20 protein-coding genes are annotated in these 19,686 nt (G+C 26.5%); 17 read left to right on the top strand and 3 right to left on the bottom strand.

The window, feature by feature from the left end; genetic code table 11:
- Window positions 1-29: 29 nt before the first annotated feature.
- Window positions 30-218: a hypothetical protein gene (locus tag ATCC9714_RS05720; RefSeq protein ID WP_021128411.1), complete on the top strand. Its 189-nt coding sequence runs from the start codon at window positions 30-32 to the stop codon at window positions 216-218.
- Window positions 219-350: 132 nt separating this feature from the next.
- Complete coding sequence (locus ATCC9714_RS05725; protein WP_021123840.1) at window positions 351-626, top strand: hypothetical protein; 276 nt, start codon at window positions 351-353, stop codon at window positions 624-626.
- Between the two features lie 21 nt (window positions 627-647).
- On the opposite strand, the gene ATCC9714_RS05730 is transcribed toward ATCC9714_RS05725, so the two are convergent.
- Complete coding sequence (locus ATCC9714_RS05730; protein WP_055329177.1) at window positions 648-1,400, bottom strand: sulfite exporter TauE/SafE family protein; 753 nt, start codon at window positions 1,398-1,400, stop codon at window positions 648-650.
- Between the two features lie 117 nt (window positions 1,401-1,517).
- Between ATCC9714_RS05730 and ATCC9714_RS05735 the strand changes: the two genes are divergently transcribed.
- The 15 genes from ATCC9714_RS05735 to ATCC9714_RS05805 all read left to right on the top strand — a co-directional run bounded on the left by ATCC9714_RS05735 (window position 1,518) and on the right by ATCC9714_RS05805 (window position 17,664).
- On the top strand, window positions 1,518-2,852 hold the full coding sequence (locus tag ATCC9714_RS05735) for an AAA family ATPase (RefSeq protein WP_057544709.1): 1,335 nt from the start codon (window positions 1,518-1,520) through the stop codon (window positions 2,850-2,852).
- 107 nt (window positions 2,853-2,959) lie between these two features.
- A complete protein-coding gene (locus ATCC9714_RS05740) occupies window positions 2,960-3,472 on the top strand; it encodes a transcription repressor NadR (protein WP_021123845.1) in 513 nt (170 codons plus the stop codon).
- 85 nt (window positions 3,473-3,557) lie between these two features.
- Window positions 3,558-4,133, top strand: a complete 576-nt coding sequence (locus ATCC9714_RS05745) for a hypothetical protein (protein ID WP_242854616.1) — start codon at window positions 3,558-3,560, stop codon at window positions 4,131-4,133.
- Window positions 4,134-4,431: 298 nt separating this feature from the next.
- Window positions 4,432-5,850, top strand: a complete 1,419-nt coding sequence (locus ATCC9714_RS05750; RefSeq protein WP_057544710.1) for a C40 family peptidase — start codon at window positions 4,432-4,434, stop codon at window positions 5,848-5,850.
- A gap of 154 nt (window positions 5,851-6,004) precedes the next feature.
- The gene (locus ATCC9714_RS05755) at window positions 6,005-8,182 is read left to right on the top strand and encodes a hypothetical protein (protein ID WP_057544711.1); all 2,178 of its coding nucleotides are present in this window, start codon (window positions 6,005-6,007) and stop codon (window positions 8,180-8,182) included.
- 106 nt (window positions 8,183-8,288) lie between these two features.
- On the top strand, window positions 8,289-8,666 hold the full coding sequence (locus tag ATCC9714_RS05760) for a SoxR reducing system RseC family protein (protein WP_057544712.1): 378 nt from the start codon (window positions 8,289-8,291) through the stop codon (window positions 8,664-8,666).
- A 110-nt stretch (window positions 8,667-8,776) separates the two neighbouring features.
- Entirely contained in the window at window positions 8,777-9,646 is an 870-nt protein-coding gene (locus tag ATCC9714_RS05765) for a methionyl aminopeptidase (protein WP_055329171.1), read from the top strand.
- 73 nt (window positions 9,647-9,719) lie between these two features.
- Window positions 9,720-10,130 carry a hypothetical protein gene (locus ATCC9714_RS05770; protein WP_057544713.1) on the top strand — a complete coding sequence of 137 codons (411 nt, stop codon included), beginning with the start codon at window positions 9,720-9,722 and terminating at the stop codon, window positions 10,128-10,130.
- 104 nt (window positions 10,131-10,234) lie between these two features.
- A complete protein-coding gene (locus tag ATCC9714_RS05775; RefSeq protein WP_244465160.1) occupies window positions 10,235-10,858 on the top strand; it encodes a YitT family protein in 624 nt (207 codons plus the stop codon).
- A gap of 130 nt (window positions 10,859-10,988) precedes the next feature.
- Window positions 10,989-12,983 (top strand): penicillin-binding transpeptidase domain-containing protein, encoded by a 1,995-nt coding sequence (locus ATCC9714_RS05780; RefSeq protein WP_057544715.1) that lies wholly within the window; start codon window positions 10,989-10,991, stop codon window positions 12,981-12,983.
- A gap of 76 nt (window positions 12,984-13,059) precedes the next feature.
- On the top strand, window positions 13,060-13,854 hold the full coding sequence (locus tag ATCC9714_RS05785; RefSeq protein WP_021123861.1) for a Cof-type HAD-IIB family hydrolase: 795 nt from the start codon (window positions 13,060-13,062) through the stop codon (window positions 13,852-13,854).
- Between the two features lie 76 nt (window positions 13,855-13,930).
- On the top strand, window positions 13,931-14,140 hold the full coding sequence (locus ATCC9714_RS05790) for a hypothetical protein (protein ID WP_021128398.1): 210 nt from the start codon (window positions 13,931-13,933) through the stop codon (window positions 14,138-14,140).
- Between the two features lie 185 nt (window positions 14,141-14,325).
- A complete protein-coding gene (gene gap, locus ATCC9714_RS05795) occupies window positions 14,326-15,363 on the top strand; it encodes a type I glyceraldehyde-3-phosphate dehydrogenase (protein ID WP_057544716.1) in 1,038 nt (345 codons plus the stop codon).
- 157 nt (window positions 15,364-15,520) lie between these two features.
- A complete protein-coding gene (locus ATCC9714_RS05800) occupies window positions 15,521-15,961 on the top strand; it encodes a CBS domain-containing protein (protein WP_021128396.1) in 441 nt (146 codons plus the stop codon).
- Between the two features lie 134 nt (window positions 15,962-16,095).
- Entirely contained in the window at window positions 16,096-17,664 is a 1,569-nt protein-coding gene (locus tag ATCC9714_RS05805; RefSeq protein WP_057544717.1) for a hypothetical protein, read from the top strand.
- 31 nt (window positions 17,665-17,695) lie between these two features.
- Here the strand turns inward: ATCC9714_RS05805 and ATCC9714_RS05810 are convergent, their stop codons facing one another.
- On the bottom strand, window positions 17,696-18,361 hold the full coding sequence (locus ATCC9714_RS05810; protein ID WP_081013609.1) for a hypothetical protein: 666 nt from the start codon (window positions 18,359-18,361) through the stop codon (window positions 17,696-17,698).
- 134 nt (window positions 18,362-18,495) lie between these two features.
- Window positions 18,496-19,587 carry an AI-2E family transporter gene (locus tag ATCC9714_RS05815; RefSeq protein ID WP_054630283.1) on the bottom strand — a complete coding sequence of 364 codons (1,092 nt, stop codon included), beginning with the start codon at window positions 19,585-19,587 and terminating at the stop codon, window positions 18,496-18,498.
- Between the last annotated feature and the right edge of the window lie 99 nt (window positions 19,588-19,686).

Consider the following 19,686-nt stretch of genomic DNA (forward strand, 5'->3'; position numbering starts at 1 on the left):
GTAGCAATTCACATCTAGGAGGTTTTATTATGAAAAATAATAAAAACAGACATAAAGATAGACCTAAAACTAACGCAGAAAAAAGAAAAATGTTATTTGAACATGGTTCTGAAATTGGGATAAAAGATGGAAAGAAAATCGGAGCTAGAAATTCAGGCTCAACTAAAACTAGAGATGAAAAACTATATGATAAAATAGGTAAAAAAGGAACATACTAAAAAAAGCATGATGTTTAAACATCATGCTTTTTTTATTTATATTATTAACAAATAAATAAATATAGTCATAGTATAAATAAGATTAAAGATTTAAATTTAAATAATTATAAAAATTAAAATGGGGTGTAATAAATGAAATATGCAAGTTTTAGAGTAGGAACTATTATAGATATTGAAGATATACAAGGTCAACCATATAAATTTATAACAATAGCTACAAATCCAAAAGATATATATACTTTTACAAAGTTAATTTACAGTGACCAAACTCTAATATTAGACTGTGAATATAATGAAATAAGTTTAGAAGATTTAAATATAGGAGATCAAATACTGGCTTATCATTCAAACGCTATGACAATGAGTATACCTCCACAAACTCAAGTTTTTATAATAGAAGTAAAATAGGGTCTATAAAATTTTAAGACCCTATTTTATTATTTGATATATTAACTTAAACCCAACAGCAATAGACATTATTAAAAATATAGGTTTTATAAGTTTAGAACCTTTATTTATAGCAACTTTAGCACCTATGTACCCACCTAAAATCATAGATATAGCATATAATATGGCTACACTATATAATATTTGACCATTAATCATAAACAATATAAGAGCTACAAAATTACTTGTGAAATTTAATATTTTGGTATTTGCAGAAGCACTAAGAAAGTCAAAACCATATATTTTGATAAGTGAAAATGCCAAAAATGTTCCTGTACCAGGACCAAAAAATCCATCATAAAATCCAAGAGAAAAAGCCATAATTATGCCTATTTTTAAATTCTTATCATTTATACCTTGAAAATTATCAATAGTACCTAATTCTTTTTTTAAATATGTGTAAAGTGCGACTACAAGTATCATTATAAAAACTAATATATTAAGAATTGTATCACTAATAGATAATACACATTTAACACCTAAAAAACATCCTATAATTGTAAAAGGTATAAGTTTTTTTAGTAACTCAATATTAGTTTTTCCAGATTTAGCATATCTGTATGCACTTGAGAAGCAACCAAAAGAACCTGCAAATTTATTTGTACCAAGGGCTAGGTGAGTAGGTAAACCAGCCATTAAAAGTATAGGCATGCTTATAAGGCCACCTCCACCAGCTATAGAATCAACAAAAGCAGCTAAAAATCCCCCTATGCAAAGAAATATAATTGTAAGCATAAATCCTCCTAAGTATATAATTTTTAAATTTATTATAATTATAAAACATAATCATATAAATATTAAGAGATTCATATATTTTAAGTAAGGTATAATATATAAAGGAGAGTGATTTAGGTGGCTAAAGATATAGTTATAGATTTTTTAACAAAATTATCTGCAGATATAGAAAGCAAAGCAGATATAGATATCAATTATAGCCAGCAAAGAGATTACTTTTCTAGTGGTAAGATATTAGGTCAACCTATATATTATGTATTTAAGTATTTTAGAAAAGAACAGCAATTAGGGTTGTATTTAGAATCAAGAGATTCTGAGGGAGCTCAATTTTTAAAAGATATATTTTATGAGAAACATGAATTAATTTCAAGAAAAGTAGGATATGAAATTGTAATCAGTGAAAGAAAACAAAATAAAGATTGGGTTAGAATGGGATTTGAAATAGATGTAGACAACTTCAATGAACTTATGGAGTATAGAAAGTTATATTTTCATGCTTTTTTAAAGTTTAAAACATCTATTGAGAAAATAGTTGAAAAGTATGTAGATGCTATATTTAATTTTACGGGAAACTTTGGATATACTAAAAATGAATTATTAAGAGAAGTATTTATGGATGAAGAAGTTTTAGATGATATAATTTTTAATTTAAACACTAAAAAAAATATAATATTACAAGGGCCAACTGGAGTTGGAAAAACATTTATAGCTAAACGTATTTGTTATTTCCATCAAGGTAATAGAGATAATTCAAATATAGAGATGATTCAATTTCATAAAAATTATACATATGAAGAATTTATAAGAGGATATAAAAAAGGGAAAAGTGGAGAAGATTATATAAAAAATGGTATATTTTATGAATTTATAAAGAAAGCTCAAGAATTTCCGGAACATAAGCATTATTTTATAATAGATGAAATTAATAGATGTAATATAAATGAAATATTTGGAGAGGTATCTATTATTATAGAAAATAATAAAAGAGGAAGAGAAAATTCAATAAAACTCTTATATAGTAATTTTGATGAAAATTTTTATATACCTGAAAATGTATATATAATAGGAACTCTAAATACATCTGATATTAATTTAAATAAAATAGAATATCCTATAAGAAGAAGATTTGGATTTATAGATATAGATCCAGTTTTTGAAAATATAGATTTAAGAAATTATATGGGAGATTATATTGGAGTTGAAATGGCAGATAAGGTTGTTTGTAAGATGAGTCAAGTAAATAAATTAATAGAAGATGAACCAAGTTTAGGTAAAAAATATAGGATAGGTCAAAGTTATTTTATGATAAATGAAAAAATAGATGAATATCAAGTACATAGTTGGTATAGGCAAGTAATAAAAAGGGATATAGAACCTTTACTAAGAGACTATATAGGTGAAAAGGATGAAAGCTATATAGAAAGTATAATGAAAATTTTATTAAGTGATTAAAAGTCTTAAATATTAAAGATATTTAAGACTTTTTATTTATATAGAGGATTTTATATAAATTGGTATATAATTAAGATAATTATATATCGAGCATGGAGGGTTGAATAATGGATGCAAAGGAAAGAAGAGGAAAGATTTTAGAAATATTAAAAAAATCAAATGAACCTACAAGTGGAGCTAGCTTATCTAAGTTATTAAATGTAAGTAGACAGGTTATAGTTGGAGATATAGGTTTACTTAGAGCTTCAGGAGAAGAAATTATATCTACTCCAAAAGGATATTTAATAAAAAGTGAAGAAAAGGATGATTACATAGTCAAAACTATCGTTTGTAATCACCCAAAAGACTGTATTGAAGAGGAACTTAATCTAATAGTAGATGAAGGAGCAACAATATTAAATGTTATAGTAGAGCATAGCCTATATGGACAATTAACAGGCAATCTACATATATCATCTAGAAGGGATGTTAAATCATTTATTAAAAACTTAGAAAATGATTCTGCAAATCCTTTATCGCAATTAACAGATGGAATACATTTACATACAATAAAGTGTGAGAATGAGGAAATTTTACAAAGCGTACTAAAATCATTAAAAGAAAAAGGGTATGCTTTATAGAGTTGACAAAATAAGGTTATGACTATACACTTGTAATTAAAGGTGTCTTTACATATTGATATATAAGTGTATAGGGGGATATATGATGAATCGTAAAACGAACACTAAATCTATTGTATTATCAGCATTATTATGTGCATTAGGAATTATAATACCAATGTTTTCACCAATTAAATTGATACTTGAGCCAGCATCTTTTACATTAGCTAGCCATGTTCCTATATTTATAGCTATGTTTATTTCACCATCTACAGCTATCTTCGTTACATTAGGAGCAACAGTTGGATTTTTATTAGGGGGATTTCCTATAGTGGTTGTATTTAGAGCACTAAGCCATTTAATATTTGTTTTTATAGGGTCACTTTACTTGAAAAAGCATAAAAATACTATAAAAAGTATAAAAACATCTTTAGGTTTTTCGTTTATTATAGGGGCTATACATGCGTTAGGAGAGATATTGGTTGTTTTACCATTTTACTTTGGAAATGGACTATCAAGTGGATATTATGAAAAAGGGTTTATTACATCGGTATTAATGTTAGTTGGAATTGGAACTATAATTCATAGTATGCTTGATTTTGGATTATCTGTATACATATGGAATTTAATGCCTAAAGAAGTTAGAAAAATAAATGATATTAAAAAAACCATAAAGGCTTAAAAACAAACAAGATTAGTAAAAACTTACTAATCTTGTTTATTTTTTTATATTTTTATATAAAAATTTAATATATATATTAAAAATAATGGTAAAATAAGTTATAATATATAATGTATGAGGAAAAATAATCTAAATATAGGAAATTATACACAAATTCACAAAAAATTCATATTAGACGTATAATATAGTATATGAAGTAAAAATATGAAGTTTTGCGATTTAAAGGTTACAAAAAAACTACAAATTTTGAAAATTTATTGATAATTTAGTATAGGTTAAATTTGAAGGGAGATTAAGTATGTTTGATAGAAAGATTGCAACAGCTGTATCAATAACATCGTTAGGGATAGTATTATCAGGAACAGCTGTATTTGCTAATTCAAAGACAGGAACAGTAACGGCTAGTGCGTTAAATATAAGAAGTGGACCATCAACTAGTTATTCTGTAATAACTAATGTTTATAAGGGAGATAAGTTAGAAATATTAGAAACATCAAATGGATGGTATAAAGTTAAGTTAGCAAATGGAAAAATAGGTTGGGGAAGTGGTAAGTATATATCTGTATCTGGAGAATCAGATAATAATACTTCAACAACAGGAAAAACAGGAATAGTAACAGCTGATGCATTACATGTAAGAACAGGGCCATCAACTAGCTACAGTAAGTTAACTAAAGTATACCAAGGTCAAAGTGTTAGTATAATAGAATCATCAGATGGATGGCATAAAATAAAAACTCCAAGTGGACATGTAGGTTGGTCAAGTGGAGAATTTATAAGTTTATCAGGTGGATCAACTAATGGTGGAAACGATAACAACTCAAATTCAGGATCAAATACAGATAATTCATTAGCAGGTAAAAAAGCAACAATAACAGCTAGTGCATTAAATGTAAGAAGTGGGCCATCAACTGGTTATAATGTAATAGGTACAACTTATCAAGGAAATACAGTAGAAATAATAACAAGTTCAAATGGATGGCATAAAGTTAAGTTATCAAATGGACAAGTTGGATGGGTAAGTGGGCAATATGTAAGCTTATCAGGAGATGCTGGAAATAGTGGTAATGGAGGAAGTACTGAAACTCCATCTAAAGGGCAAAAAGCAACAGTAACAGCTAGTGCATTAAATGTAAGAAGTGGGCCATCAACTAGCAATGGTGTAATAGGAACAGTATATAAAGGAAATACAGTTGAAATATTAGAGAATTCAAATGGATGGAGCAAAATAAAAACTTCAAGTGGACAAGTTGGATGGGCTAGTTCTCAATACTTAAGTACATCAGGAGATTCAAGTAATAATGGAAATAGTGGAAACACAAGTGGTGGAGAAACTACAAATCCTAATAAAGCTCAAGCTATAATAAATTTAGCAAAAGCACAACTTGGAAAACCATATGTATGGGGAGCTGAAGGACCAAATGCGTTTGACTGTTCAGGATTAACTTATTATGTATATGGACAAAATGGGGTAAGCTTACCAAGAACAGCAAGAGAACAATCTAACGTAGGGACTACTATAAGTCAATCTCAATTACAACCTGGAGACTTAATATTCTCAAGTACTGACGGTAGCGGTAGAGTTACACATGTAGGTATATATATAGGAAATGGACAAATGATACATGCACCACAAGAAGGAGATGTTGTTAAAGTTACTAACTCTAATTCATCATACTGGCAAAGTACATTTGTAACAGCTAAAAGAGTTTTATAAAAATTAGGTTATAGGGAGATATTTTAATTAAAATATCTCCCTATAATATTTTACATAAATTTAACCTAGAATTTTTTATTTATTTAGGGGAATACTATAGTGTAAAACTTAAATATAATTTATAATAAATTTATATATATTTGGAGGTGGAGAAGTGAAGAAGAAAATAGCATCTTTAGTTTTGGTTTTCATAATGGTACTTTGTATAACGCCGATAAATGCCTTTGCAGACAATAATCATAAAACTATTGTTATAAATATGAATAGAAGCAACTTTGTAGACTTTTTAGAAATACCAGCTTTAAAAAGTGAATTAGAAAAACGTGGATACATAGGTTTAATGAATGTAAGAGGTGATCAAGGTACGGATGATAAAAGATCATATGCAACAATCGGAGCTGGAGGAAGAGTAAATACTTATAGTGATGACTTTAAAGACTTTAAGGATGTAGATGATGCAAGTAGAATTTTATATGAAAGTGCTACTGGTAAAAAAGCTGAAGGAGTAAACAACACTGCTATAAACTTATCTATAAACAGCAATGTAGAAAGTGGAAAATACGGATCTACCCTTGGAGCATTAGGTCAAACACTAAGTACTAATAATAAAAAAGTTTCTGTTTTAGGAAATGCTGACACAAGTATAGAAGAAAAAGATTTTAACAGAAATATAGGCGCAATGGCTATGGATAATTTCGGAAGAATAGACATAGGTAATATTGATAAAATTAATAAAACAAATAATAAAATGCCATTTGGATTAGAAACAGACTATAAAAAACTAAAAAATGAAACTAAAAAATGCTTAGATGAAAGTGACGTATTATTTATAGAATTAGGTGATACATACAGATTAGATTTATATAAGCAATATTTAAATGATAATACATACAAAGAAATGGAAAAAGCAATACATAAAAATATAAGTTCATATTTAAATGATGTTTTCAAAACATTAAATAAAGATGATAAGGTATACATAATGAGTGCTTTTCCAAAAGATATAGACTATAAAAATAAAAGAAGATTATCTCCGGTAGTTAAGTTTGATGGAGACGGAAAAGGGTTATTAACATCAGCAACTACAAGAAGAGATGGTATTATAGGAAATGTAGATATAGCTGTTGATATATTACAAGATTATAATTTAAAATCTGAAAATATGGTAGGAAGATTTTTAGAAAAAATTAAAAAATCAGATAATATAGAATTTATATCAAAGGAATACAGTAAAATAGTTAATATATCTATTGTTAGAAGTGGTATAATACAATTTTTCACAAATTCAGTAGCAATACTACTAGCTATAATGATAGCTTTACTAGCATTTAAGAAACCATTAAAAAATAAATTCAATGTAAAATATGAAAAAGCTTGTAATTTAGCAAAGGAAATTTCTAAATTTGGATTGATATTACCACTAGGATTTTTATTAGCTCCTATATTGAATTTAAATTCACCTATAGGTATATATGTATCTATATCCGCTATATCGCTATTTATATACTTTATAGGTAGATTAATATTTAAAGAAGATTCTAAACAAATTGGATTTTATGCTTTAGTTTCTGTTGTAGCCATTATACTTGATTCTCTTTTAGGATCTTATTTAATGAAAAATAGTATAATGTCATACGATGCTATAGTAGGGGCTAGATATTATGGAATAGGAAATGAATATCAAGGTATAACTATAGGATCTTCTATAATAGCCATGGCTATACTAATAAAAAATAAAAAGCTTCCTAAAATACTTGTACCTATAATCTCATGTATAATTTTATTTGTTAGTGCATCTCCTGCTATGGGTGCAAATGTAGGATCTGCAATATCTGAGAGTGTAGCATTGATATTATTTACTATGCTTATATTTGATATTAAGATAGACTTAAAAAAAGCAATATTAATATTAATAGGTGCTGGATTAGTTGTTTTAGGATTTGCAGCTATAGATATATTTACTGGATCAGAATCACACTTATCATTATTTATAAATCAAATATTAGTAGATGGGCCAGCTGCTATAATAGAAACATTCACAAGAAAAATTTCTATGAATATAAAATTAATGCAAAATAGTGCATGGGTAAATGTTATATATATTGGTATTTTTGCTTTAATAATAATGAGAGTGTTATACTCTAAAGTATTTAAAAAATTAATGAAGGAATCTGCTTATTTTAAAAAGGCACTAATATCTATAGGTGCTGGAGCATTTGTAACATTACTTGTAAATGATTCAGGCGTAGTTTCATCTGCAACAACTATGTTATATATAGCTATACCATTTTTAATAACGATAATGAATAAAATATTAAAAAATGAAGAATAAAATAGCGTATCTATATACGCTATTTTTATTTTATTAAGTAACAAATCTCCCAAGTCATCATAAAATATAATAAAGGCAAAGCACTAGCCAAGTTGGGGGAGTTTTAATGAAAATACAAAAAAAAGGACTTGTTATATATTCTAATGAAAATAGTGCTAAAATTAAGATTGAAGATTCAAAAGAGCGCATAATAGAAGTTAATAACAATGTAAATGCAAAAACAGGACAGAATGTATATGTTGAATTTAATGTATATAAATTATTAAAATTAATATATATTAAATATATACAACCTATACTTTTTATATTATTAGGTTTTTTTATAGGTGATTTTGTAAGTTTTTTACTAAATGAATCTAGTATAGTATATAATTCAATTTTTATTTGTATATTATTTACTATATCATTAATATATAAAGATTATTATAAAGAAAAAAATAAGTACAATAAAAATGATAAGCCAGATATTATAAAAATAATATAAGATAAAAGCAACCTTACAAAAATATAAGGTTGCTTTTATTTTATAAATTATTAGCAATTATTAAATCTACGTAGTATAATTTAATATAGGTTAAGTAAGGAGATGATGATATGAATTTAAATAGAAATGATGATTGTTGGTGCAAAAGTGGTAAAAAGTATAAAAAGTGCCATATGGAATTTGATGAAAAATTAAAAGAATTAAAAAAACAAGGGTATGAAGTACCTAGTCATGATATTATAAAAAATAAAGAGCAAATAGATAAAATAAAAGAAAGTGCGAAAATAAATAATGAAGTATTAGATTTAGTAGCAAAGAATATAAAAGCAGGTATGAGCACAGAAGATATAAACAAAATTGTTCATGAATATACGGTTTCTAAAGGTGCTATTCCAGCTCCACTTGGATATGGAGGATTTCCAAAGAGTCTATGTACATCTATAAACTCAGAGATTTGCCATGGTATACCAAGTGAAGATGTAATTTTAAAAGATGGAGATATTATAAATATAGATGTATCAACTATATATGACGGATATTACTCAGATGCATCAAGAATGTTTATGATAGGTAATGTAAGTGATAAAGCTAAAAAATTAGTAGAAGTTACAAAAGAATGTTTAGAAGCTGGAATAAAAGCAGTTAAGCCTTGGGGACATATTGGAGACATAGGAGCAGCTATACAAGAACATGCAGAAAAGAATGGATATTCAGTAGTTAGAGATTTTGGGGGCCATGGAATAGGGCTACAATTCCATGAAGATCCATTTGTCTTCCATTATGGAGCTAAAAATGAAGGGATGATACTTGTTCCAGGAATGATATTTACTATAGAGCCTATGATAAACGAAGGTACATATGAACTATATATAGATGCAGAAAATGAGTGGACTGCATATACTGATGATGGATTATTATCAGCACAATGGGAGCATATGATTTTAGTTACAGAAGATGGAGTAGAAATATTATCTAAATAAATATGTAAATAATATTATTTGAAAATTATACATATGTATATTTATATTAGTAGTTACTTTTAAGAGGTGATTTATGGATAATAATCAAAAGAAAGTAACAAATAACCCGATTGGAAATTCAAAAATAAATTGTAAAAATAATAAGAAAACTTTAGGGTTAGCAAATTTTACATATGCAGATTATGTTATATTATCATCTACACTTTCTTATGCTGTAGCTGAAGAATTAACTGACGACGATTTAGATTTCGTATTGGTATTTTTAAGTCAAATAGCAGCAGATTTAGCTCTTATAAGAACAAAAAGAGGTTATGCACAAAAACTACTTGCAGAACAAGCTGAGCAAGCATCTGAACAAACGGTAGTAGAGGAATCTAGTTCGATTCAAATTCCTGAAGATGTTATAGTTAATGAGTTAGGTAGAAATACTAAAAAAATAACAAAGAAAAAAAAGATTAAGAAAAAAAGACTTAAGATAAGATGAATCTTAAGTCTTTTTTAGTATTGATAAAATCGGTGCATTATTAATATAAACATTATATAATAAAATTAAGAGTTAAATTTAAGCATAAAAATAGGAGTGATATTTTGCGGATAGAGTTAAAAAATATAGGGCTTGTTGTTTTAGGGGCATCTATATTAGCATTTGGAAGTTATAACTTCAATTATCAAAATAATATAACAGAAGGGGGAGTGTTGGGATTACTCTTATTAATAAAAAACGTATTAAATATTTCGCCATCCATTACTAGTCTAATAATTGACTTATCTTTATTTATTATAGGAACTAAATTCTTTGGGAAATATTTTCTAATATATTCTATATTGTCTACTGTTACTTTTTCTAATACTTATAAATTATGTGAGAATATAGGATTTGTAGTTCCAAATTTATCAAATAACATGATTTTAGCTAGTATAATGGCGGGAATAGGAGTGGGGATAGGTGTTGGACTTGTTGTAAGAGGAGGAGGAGCATCTGGAGGAGATGATGTAATAGCATTAGTTGGTAGCAAATTTACATCTCTTAAAGTGAATCATATATATTTAATAAGTGATGGAATTGTTTTACTTATGTCACTTATATATTTAGATTTTAAGCAAATTATGTTTTCGATTATAGCAGTAACTATAAGTGGGAAAATAATAAGCATTATATATAACGATATAGATGATGAAGGTAAGGATAATGATGAAACAGTATTAGTATAAATTTTAAAAATAAGTACTTATTTTTTAAGTACTTATTTTTAAAAGAGAATTTATTTATAATTTATGCTATTATATGTAAATTTTAGGGTATCAATATATACAAATATGAAAATTAGATTGGGGAAGTAATATGAAGGCATATGGTAAAAAAGTTATTATTGTAAATTTATTAATTATATTAAGTGTTTTATTAATGGTTGGGTGTTCATCGCAATCTAAAGTTGACAAAGCATTTAATGAATATGTTAAATATTGGGAAAATAAAGATTTTGAAAAAATGTATTCTATGTTATCATCTGAATCTAAGAAAAATATAACCAAAGAAAATTTTATAGAGGAATATGAAAAAACATATAGTTTAGTAAAAGCAAATGATTTAGAAATATCTAAAGTTGATGGCATAGGTACAAATGAAGATTTTAACATTAAAGTTAAGATGAATACTATTGCAGGGAAAATTGATTCATCTAATGCAAAAATGAAAATTACAAAAGACAATGGAGATTATAAGGTTGTATGGAATGAAAGTTTAATACTTCCTCAAATGGAAAAAGGGGATAAAGTTGGAATTGAAACTGATGAATATAGAGGAAAAAGAGGAACAATATATGATAGAAACGGTAAAGTACTGGCAGGCGAAGGTGAATTAAAACAAATACAAATCAATATGAATAAATTTAAAGATTCAGATGAAGGTAGTAGTATAAATCAAATAGCGAATATATTGGATATAAGTTCTGATTATATTAAAAATAAAATTGACCAAAATAAAAATCCAGATCATGCAATTGATATTGTCAGTTTACTACCTTCACAAAAAGAAAAAATTGATAGTTTAGTTAAGATACCTGGAGTTCAAATTTCTACCATAAAAAACACTCGAATTTATAATGGTGGAGAAGCTATAGGTAGCCTAATTGGTCATATTGGGAATATAACAAAAGAACAGCTTAAAGAAAATAAAGGAAAAGATTATAATGAGTATAGTAAAATTGGTATAGGTGGTATAGAAGAAGTTTATGAAAGTAAGTTAAGAGCTATAGATGGAGGAAAAGTATATATACTAAAACCAGATGGTAAAAAAATAGTTATAGCAGAGAAAAAAGCTAAAAATGGAGAAGATGTAAAATTATCAATAGATTTAGACTTACAACAAGAAATATATAAAGAAATGAAAGGTGAAAAAGGAGCTAGTGTTGCAAATAATCCAAAAACAGGAGAAGTTTTAGCTATGGTAAGTTCGCCATCATTTGATCCAAATAGTTACGTTACTTATATAACTAAGAGTGAAAAGCAAAAATGGGAAGATGATTCAAATGCTCAACTTGAAAGAAGATTTAAAAATGCATATTCACCAGGATCTGTTATGAAGCTTGTTACAGCATCTATAGGATTAGATACTAAAGCTATTGATCCAAATGAAGCTATAGATATAAAAGGAAAAGATTGGGATGGAATAACTAGAGTAACAGATCCAGGAAGACCTGTTAATTTAAAAGATGCAACTAAGTTTTCAGATAATATATACTTTGCAAAGGCTGCACTAAAAATAGGTGGAGAAGACTTTGTAAAAGGAGCTAAAAAGTTTGGTATAGGTGAGGATATAAAATTTGGATATCCTATACAAAAATCTCAGATATCAAATAGTGGAAATCTAAATGATAAACCATTACTTGCAGCTACAGGATATGGTCAAGGCCAGGTATTAATAACACCTTTAGATATGACTATGATTTATTCAACACTAGGGAATAATGGAAACATAATGATGCCTAAGTTAGATATAACTAAGCCTAGTGAACCTAAAATTTATCAAGAATCTATAAAAAAAGAAAACCTTCCTACACTTATAGATTGCTTCTCGGCTGTAATAAATGATGAAGAAGGAACAGGACATAGTGCTAAAATTAATGGAGTTAATATAGCAGGAAAAACTGGTACAGCTGAAATTAAAAAAAGTAAAGATGATCAAAATGGAACTGAAAATGGATGGTTTGCGGCAGTAGATACTGATCAAGGAAAATTAGCTATATCTATGATTATTGAAAATGTAAAGGATAGGGGTGGAAGTCACATACCAACTGAAATGGTTAAAAATGTGATGGAATATTATTTTAACAAATAAATTAGATGTATAAATTGAATAAATTAAAATAAGAGTGTAAAATATAATTGAATTCAATATTTTATGGGGGTAACATATGAAAAAATTATTAGCATCTGATATAGATGGCACTCTTTATGTAAATCAGAAGATACATAATAAAAGCTTAGATTACATAAAGAAATTTAGAGAACAAGGTAATATATTTTTATTATGTACAGGACGTAACTTTGGAGGAGTAAAACATTTATTTGAAGAATATGACATTGAAGTAGATGGGTTTGTTTTATGTAATGGTGCTATAGTTTTAGATAAAGAATTAAATACTATACATAATACAAGTATAGATGATGAGACTATAAAAGCTTTATTTGAAGAAGCAAAAGACAATTCTATATACAATTTTTATTTTGCTGATGGAGAAAACTTATATATTATAGATGGGTATAATTCTCATCCAATTATAAGTTCGGCAGATATGACTAATAAAATGAATATTATAAAAATAAAAGAGTCAGATTTTTATAAAAATAGTTACTGTGCAAATATAGTTGGAATAGATATTAAAGATGAATGTATAAATAAAGCTAATGACAAAAAGGTAGATATAGAGAAGAAGTTTTTTGAAAAGGTATCTGTTTATAGGAATTTATCTTTTATAGATATAGTTCCTAAGAATACTTCAAAGGGAGAAGGAATTAATAAGGTTTTGAATAAATTTGGAGTAAAAGAAGATAACGTATTTGTAATAGGTGATTCATGGAATGACTTAAGTATGTTTGAAAAGTACAAAAACTCATATACCTTTAGTTACTCGGAGGAAAGTTTAAAAGTACATGCAAAAAATATAGTAGATAATTTTTATGATTGTATAGAAGATGCTATAAAATAAATAACTCTATTTTGTGGAAATAGTACAAAGATAAGCATATATATATGTATATACTATTTTCACAGGAGGATTAGATTTGAATAGAAGATATGAAAGACTTAAATTAGCTTGTAAATCATTATCTGAAGAAGCTTTTAAAGCATATGCAGGTAAAAAAGATTATAAAAGAGCTATAGAGTGCTATACAATACTTGCTACAAGTTTAGGAGTACCAAATGATATAGCTAAATTTTCACAGAATATGTTAGCTAGATTAAATAAAAAAATCGAAGAAAAGTCTAATTAAAAAGTATTGCTTGATATTAATATCAAGCAATACTTTTTTTATTATTAGTATATATTTTTCAATAAAAGTGTTGACCTAAAAGATATAAAGTGTTATATATATAAGTATAAAGTGTTAAAAAGTATACACTAAATATATAAATAAAACATACTATAAATTGATATATATAACTAGGAGGACTCAAAATGAAAACAAGAGTTGCAATAAATGGATTTGGAAGAATAGGAAGAATGGTTTTAAGAATAGTTGAAGAAAATGGATTTGATAATTTTGAAATAGTTGCCATAAATGCTAGAAGCGATGCAAAAACATTAGCTCATTTGTTTACTTACGATTCTTCATACGGTATATTTAGAGGAAAAGTAGAAGTAGATGATAATGATAATATAGTTATAAATGATAGAAAAATAAAAGTATTAAAAGAAAATAATCCTGAAAATTTACCTTGGAATGAATTAGATGTGGATATAGTTATAGAATCTACAGGTAAATTTACTAAAAGAGAAGATGCACAAAAGCATATAAAAGCTGGTGCTAAAAAAGTTATAATAACTGCACCAGGAAAAAATGAAGACAAGACTATTGTAATGGGAGTAAATGAAAATGAATATGACAATAGTATACATCATATAATATCTAATGCTTCTTGTACTACAAACTGTATTGCACCAGTAGTTAAAGTACTAGATGAAGAATTTGGTATAGAAAAAGGGTTAATGACAACTATACATGCATATACTAATGATCAACAAATACTAGATAAAACTCATAAAGATTTAAGAAGAGCAAGAAGTGCAGGTGTTTCAATGATACCAACAACAACAGGTGCAGCTAAAGCTGTTGCAAAAGTTTTACCAGACTTAGAAGGAAAATTAAATGGTTTTGCAGTTAGGGTTCCAACACCTAGTGTTTCTATGGTAGATTTAGTTTGTGAACTTAGTAGAGATGTTACGGTAGAAGAAATAAATAATGCATTTGAAAAAGCCTCACAAAGAGAACTAAATGGAATTTTAGGATACTCAGAATTACCTCTTGTATCAGTAGATTATAAACAAACATCAGACTCTTCTATAGTTGATGGGCTATCAACTATGGTTAACAATGGTAACTTAGTTAAAGTAGTTGCTTGGTATGATAATGAATGGGGATATTCATGTAGAACGGTAGACTTAGTTGCATATGTTGCAAAAGAACTTTTAGTTTCAAATAAAGTTAGTGCATAAATTAATTAGTTTATAAAGCTCACAGTAAAATTACTGTGGGCTTTTAAATTTTACATATAAAAATAAGTTGATTTTATTAAAATTTCATATATTATTCATCTAGGTTATGTATAATTTTATATGAAGAATATGATTAGGCAAAATGGAGGGAAAATATATGAATATACTATTTTTTATTACGCCTAAAAGTGAAGTTGAATATTTATATGACTATTACACGATAAAGGAAGCTATTGATAAAATTGAAAATAATGACTATACATCTATACCAGTTATAAATGAAAAAGGCCAATATGAATTTACTATAACAGAAGGAGATTTACTCTGGAAGATAAAGTCAAATTATGAAAATAAAAAAAGAGGAGATAAAGTAGAGGTTATAGAAACTTTAACTATTAAAGATATAGACAAATATAATGATTATAAGACTGTATCAGCAAACTCTAACATGGAGAATTTAATAACCTTAGCTACAAATCAAAATTTTATTCCTGTAGTTGATGATCAAAATATATTTATAGGCATTATTAAGCGAAGTGATATTATAGCTTACTTTAATGAGAAGTTAAATTTAGAAAAATCATTAAAAATAAGCTAAAACTTAATAAAATATAGAAAATAAGACTAAATAGTTTTAAAATCATTGATTATGGTATATAATTTTAATAAGAAATTTAAAATAAGGGGCTGTCATATAGAGACAGTCCTTTATACTAACAAGGAAGTGGCTTTATGAATTTTTGGAGGGAGAAAAAAAATAGAATTTATATTATTGTTATAACTGTATTGACTATATTTATAAGCCAGTATTTTCTTTTCAAATATGGAATTATAAGTCCACTAGTAAAGGGTATAGAACTAACAATATCAAAAGGAGACTATATTCAAAATATAGACGAATATGTAATTAAATTAGGAGAGTCTATAAAAGTAAATAGTGGTAAATATATAGTTATACCACCATATGCATCAAAGCCTAAAATTGGATTTAAAGCTTCTGATCCAGATGTATTATCCATCGATGGAGATACTATAAAAGGAGTAAAAGAAGGATATTCAGCACTTATGATAACCAAAGATGGAAGGGCAATTAGGAAAACAACTGTAAGAGTTGTAAAACCAAAAGTTGAAAATTTAGATGTTGAAATAAATCAACTTAAATACGTAGGAGATAGTTCACCTATAAATGTAAATGTAGATGTTGATTTTAATTTTAAGGAAAAAGAGAAATGTACATATGAAATATCAAATGATAATGTACTTCAGATAGAAGGAGATACCTTAAAAGCTATAGGCGTAGGAACATCTAAATTATATATAAATGCAGGTGATAAAGTTAAAGAATATACTTTTAATATCCAAGCTAGAGTATCAGACATATATGCTAATGACAATATAAACATAAGAGTAAATGAAGAAAAAAATATTGATGCCAATGTGGAAACTGTGCCTAAGAATTTAAAACATCCAAAAATAACATATGAATTATTAGGATTTAAAATGCCAATAGAAAGGGCTATAAGTCTATCAACTACTGATGGAACTATTAAAGGTATACGAGAAGGAACAGAAAAGGTTAAGATTGCTTGTGGAGGAAAGACAAAAATAGTAACAGTAAATGTTTTAAAAGAGGATGTAGAATCTCAAAAAGTTGAAAATCTAGAGGCTAAGTCTAAAGTTGTTGGAGATAACCTAGAGATTACTTTAACTTGGGATTATTTAGATGATATATTAGATTATGAAATATATCTAAAAAATAACTCTTTAGGAGATAAAGACTTTAATTTATTTGAGTCAATTAAGGTTAATAAATCAGATATAGGTAAAGATAAGAAAATAAGTGCTACAATATCATTAAGCTTAAAAGATATGAAAAATTTAAGCTTGGATATATATGTAGTTGGTAATAGCAATGGAAAGCATACTCAAAGAAGTAATGTTGTGAAAGTAAGAGAAGAATTTGGAGAACCAGATAAAAAACCAGATAATATAGAAGATTATCAAGTTGAAAATTTACAAGCAGATATAAATGATGAAAATGAAATAAATCTATCATGGGATAAGTTAGATAAATTTGACTGCACGTATAGTGTTTATATTAAGGATAATATAAAAACTCCAGATGGAGGATATGTTCTATATCAACATGGAATAAGTAAGAATAATATAAGTATACCTATGAATAAAGATGAAGATATAGATGTTGATATATATGTTGTTGCTAATTCATCAAATGGGTCTAGTAAAAATAGCAAAACAGTCAAAATATCAAAAATAAAACTTGATAACAAAACTGAATAAAAAAATCCTGAGGAATTTCTCAGGATTTTTTTTATTTTATTTTTTCAAGATAGCCACTAGGATGGAAATAATATATACTAGATGTATTTTTATCTACAAAATATCCTAAATCAGTATCTATATTAGGTAGGAAAACATATCCAGATAGACCTTTATCTTTTAATGTTGTAAATGTATTTTCATCACCTTTATATTCATATGTTAAATTAGGATTCATTTCATTTAATAATTTTAATGCATCTTCCATTGTTAGTGATTTAACTGTAATACTATTTTCATTTGAAGGATTTTCTTTATTAGTGACCTCATTCTCCTTATTTTGTTGATTTGTAATATCAGTATCTAAATTTTCGCTTAGATTTTCTTTTGGTTTTATATCGTTATTTAAATTTTTATTTATGTTACTTTCTTGTTTAATTTCTTTATTAGGTTTATTTTCATTATGTATATTATTATTGCTAGCTTCTTTTATTTCATTACTTTGACTTGAATTATTATTTTTACTTATTGTATTTTCAACAGAATTTACAGGCTCTAAAGATTCCTTTGATTTATCATTATTTAAATCTTTAGTAGAATTTATTAAAATTGAATTATTTGAATTTGAATCATTGTTAGCAAATGAAGATTTTAAAATTGGATTGCTAACAAATAAAACACCAGATAATACAAATAAAACAGGAACTAATCTTTTCATGGTCATTACCTCTTTTCACATATTTATTATTTCTATATTTAAATATTACCATAAACTATATATATTATAACAGTTACACCCTTGTTACCTAAGGTTACTAAATTGTAAACAAAAAAGCATGCTATTTTGCATGCTTAATCCTTTATAGAATTATATTTTTTATTTACAAATTCACTTAAATATATTTTTATAACTCCCATAAAAGGAGCTGATAATATCATACCTGGTATTCCAAAAAATCCTCCTCCGATAGTAACTGCTAATATTGTGAAAAAAGGACTAAGACCTAATTGACCGCCGACAATATTAGGTTCAATAAAAGCTATTTCAACTTGTTGAACGAGGATTAGATATATTAAAGAGAATAATGCTATACTTGGACTATAAAATAAATTTATAATTACAACAGGTGTCATTCCTATTACTGGACCAAAGTAAGGTATCATATTCATAAAAGTTATTAAAATTCCAAATAACAATGCATATTGAGAACCTATAAAATAAAGTCCTATACTTGATATTATCCCAACTATACAGGAGTCTAAAACTTTACCTGCAAAATATTTACCTATATTTTCATTTATTGTATGTCCAAGATTAAGTATAAATTCAGTTCTTTTTTTACCAACAGATATAAATAAAACTTTTTTATAAAAAGAAAAGAATTTTTCTTTTTCAAGAATTATATAAAAGCAAATTATAAAAGATAAAACAAATTGTACTATAAATTTGGAGATTGAAAAAGTTGTAGAGAATATTTCTCCCAAAGATCCAATAAGTAAGTTGCTTATTTGAGGCATGGCAGAAAAAACTTTATTTCCTACTTCTTTTAATGTTTTAGGATCAACATTTTTTAAACTATCTCCAATTTGAGAAAAAAAGTGTTGAGTTTTACTAGCATACAGTGGAAATTCACTAACTATATCTGCAACACTACTTACAACTATTGGTACAGTAAAAAATATAAAAGAACCTATTAAAAATATTAAAACACCATAGGTTAGAAACAGAGCATAAACCCGTTTAAATTTAAGTTTGTTTTCTAAAAAATTTACTACAGGTATAAATATATAAGCTAAAACAAAAGCCAATATAAATGGTGTAAGTAATGATATTAACAGCTCGACAGTATTAAAAAAGTATTTATAATTATCTATTAATTTTATAATTATATAAGAAACTGCCACAGTTAAAACTACATTTAAATAAATTTTTTTATCTCTCAAAGAGAACACCCCTTCCACTAGACTAAAAAAATTAAATTAATATATTTATTATACAATAAAAACATTATGAATATATATATTAATGAAAATAAATATTAA

Source organism: Paraclostridium sordellii, assembly GCF_000953675.1.
In the GTDB taxonomy this organism is placed as follows: Bacteria; Bacillota; Clostridia; order Peptostreptococcales; family Peptostreptococcaceae; genus Paraclostridium; species Paraclostridium sordellii.

Excerpts from the sequence above, each read along its gene's own strand:
- ATCC9714_RS05720 (WP_021128411.1), top strand. The coding sequence starts at position 30 with ATGAAAAATAATAAAAACAGACATAAAGATAGACCTAAAACTAACGCA.
- ATCC9714_RS05725 (WP_021123840.1), top strand. The coding sequence starts at position 351 with ATGAAATATGCAAGTTTTAGAGTAGGAACTATTATAGATATTGAAGAT.
- ATCC9714_RS05730 (WP_055329177.1), bottom strand. The coding sequence starts at position 1,400 with ATGCTTACAATTATATTTCTTTGCATAGGGGGATTTTTAGCTGCTTTT.
- ATCC9714_RS05740 (WP_021123845.1), top strand. The coding sequence starts at position 2,960 with ATGGATGCAAAGGAAAGAAGAGGAAAGATTTTAGAAATATTAAAAAAA.
- ATCC9714_RS05745 (WP_242854616.1), top strand. The coding sequence starts at position 3,558 with ATGAATCGTAAAACGAACACTAAATCTATTGTATTATCAGCATTATTA.
- ATCC9714_RS05750 (WP_057544710.1), top strand. The coding sequence starts at position 4,432 with ATGTTTGATAGAAAGATTGCAACAGCTGTATCAATAACATCGTTAGGG.
- ATCC9714_RS05760 (WP_057544712.1), top strand. The coding sequence starts at position 8,289 with ATGAAAATACAAAAAAAAGGACTTGTTATATATTCTAATGAAAATAGT.
- ATCC9714_RS05765 (WP_055329171.1), top strand. The coding sequence starts at position 8,777 with ATGAATTTAAATAGAAATGATGATTGTTGGTGCAAAAGTGGTAAAAAG.
- ATCC9714_RS05770 (WP_057544713.1), top strand. The coding sequence starts at position 9,720 with ATGGATAATAATCAAAAGAAAGTAACAAATAACCCGATTGGAAATTCA.
- ATCC9714_RS05780 (WP_057544715.1), top strand. The coding sequence starts at position 10,989 with ATGAAGGCATATGGTAAAAAAGTTATTATTGTAAATTTATTAATTATA.
- ATCC9714_RS05785 (WP_021123861.1), top strand. The coding sequence starts at position 13,060 with ATGAAAAAATTATTAGCATCTGATATAGATGGCACTCTTTATGTAAAT.
- gap (WP_057544716.1), top strand. The coding sequence starts at position 14,326 with ATGAAAACAAGAGTTGCAATAAATGGATTTGGAAGAATAGGAAGAATG.
- ATCC9714_RS05800 (WP_021128396.1), top strand. The coding sequence starts at position 15,521 with ATGAATATACTATTTTTTATTACGCCTAAAAGTGAAGTTGAATATTTA.
- ATCC9714_RS05805 (WP_057544717.1), top strand. The coding sequence starts at position 16,096 with ATGAATTTTTGGAGGGAGAAAAAAAATAGAATTTATATTATTGTTATA.
- ATCC9714_RS05810 (WP_081013609.1), bottom strand. The coding sequence starts at position 18,361 with ATGAAAAGATTAGTTCCTGTTTTATTTGTATTATCTGGTGTTTTATTT.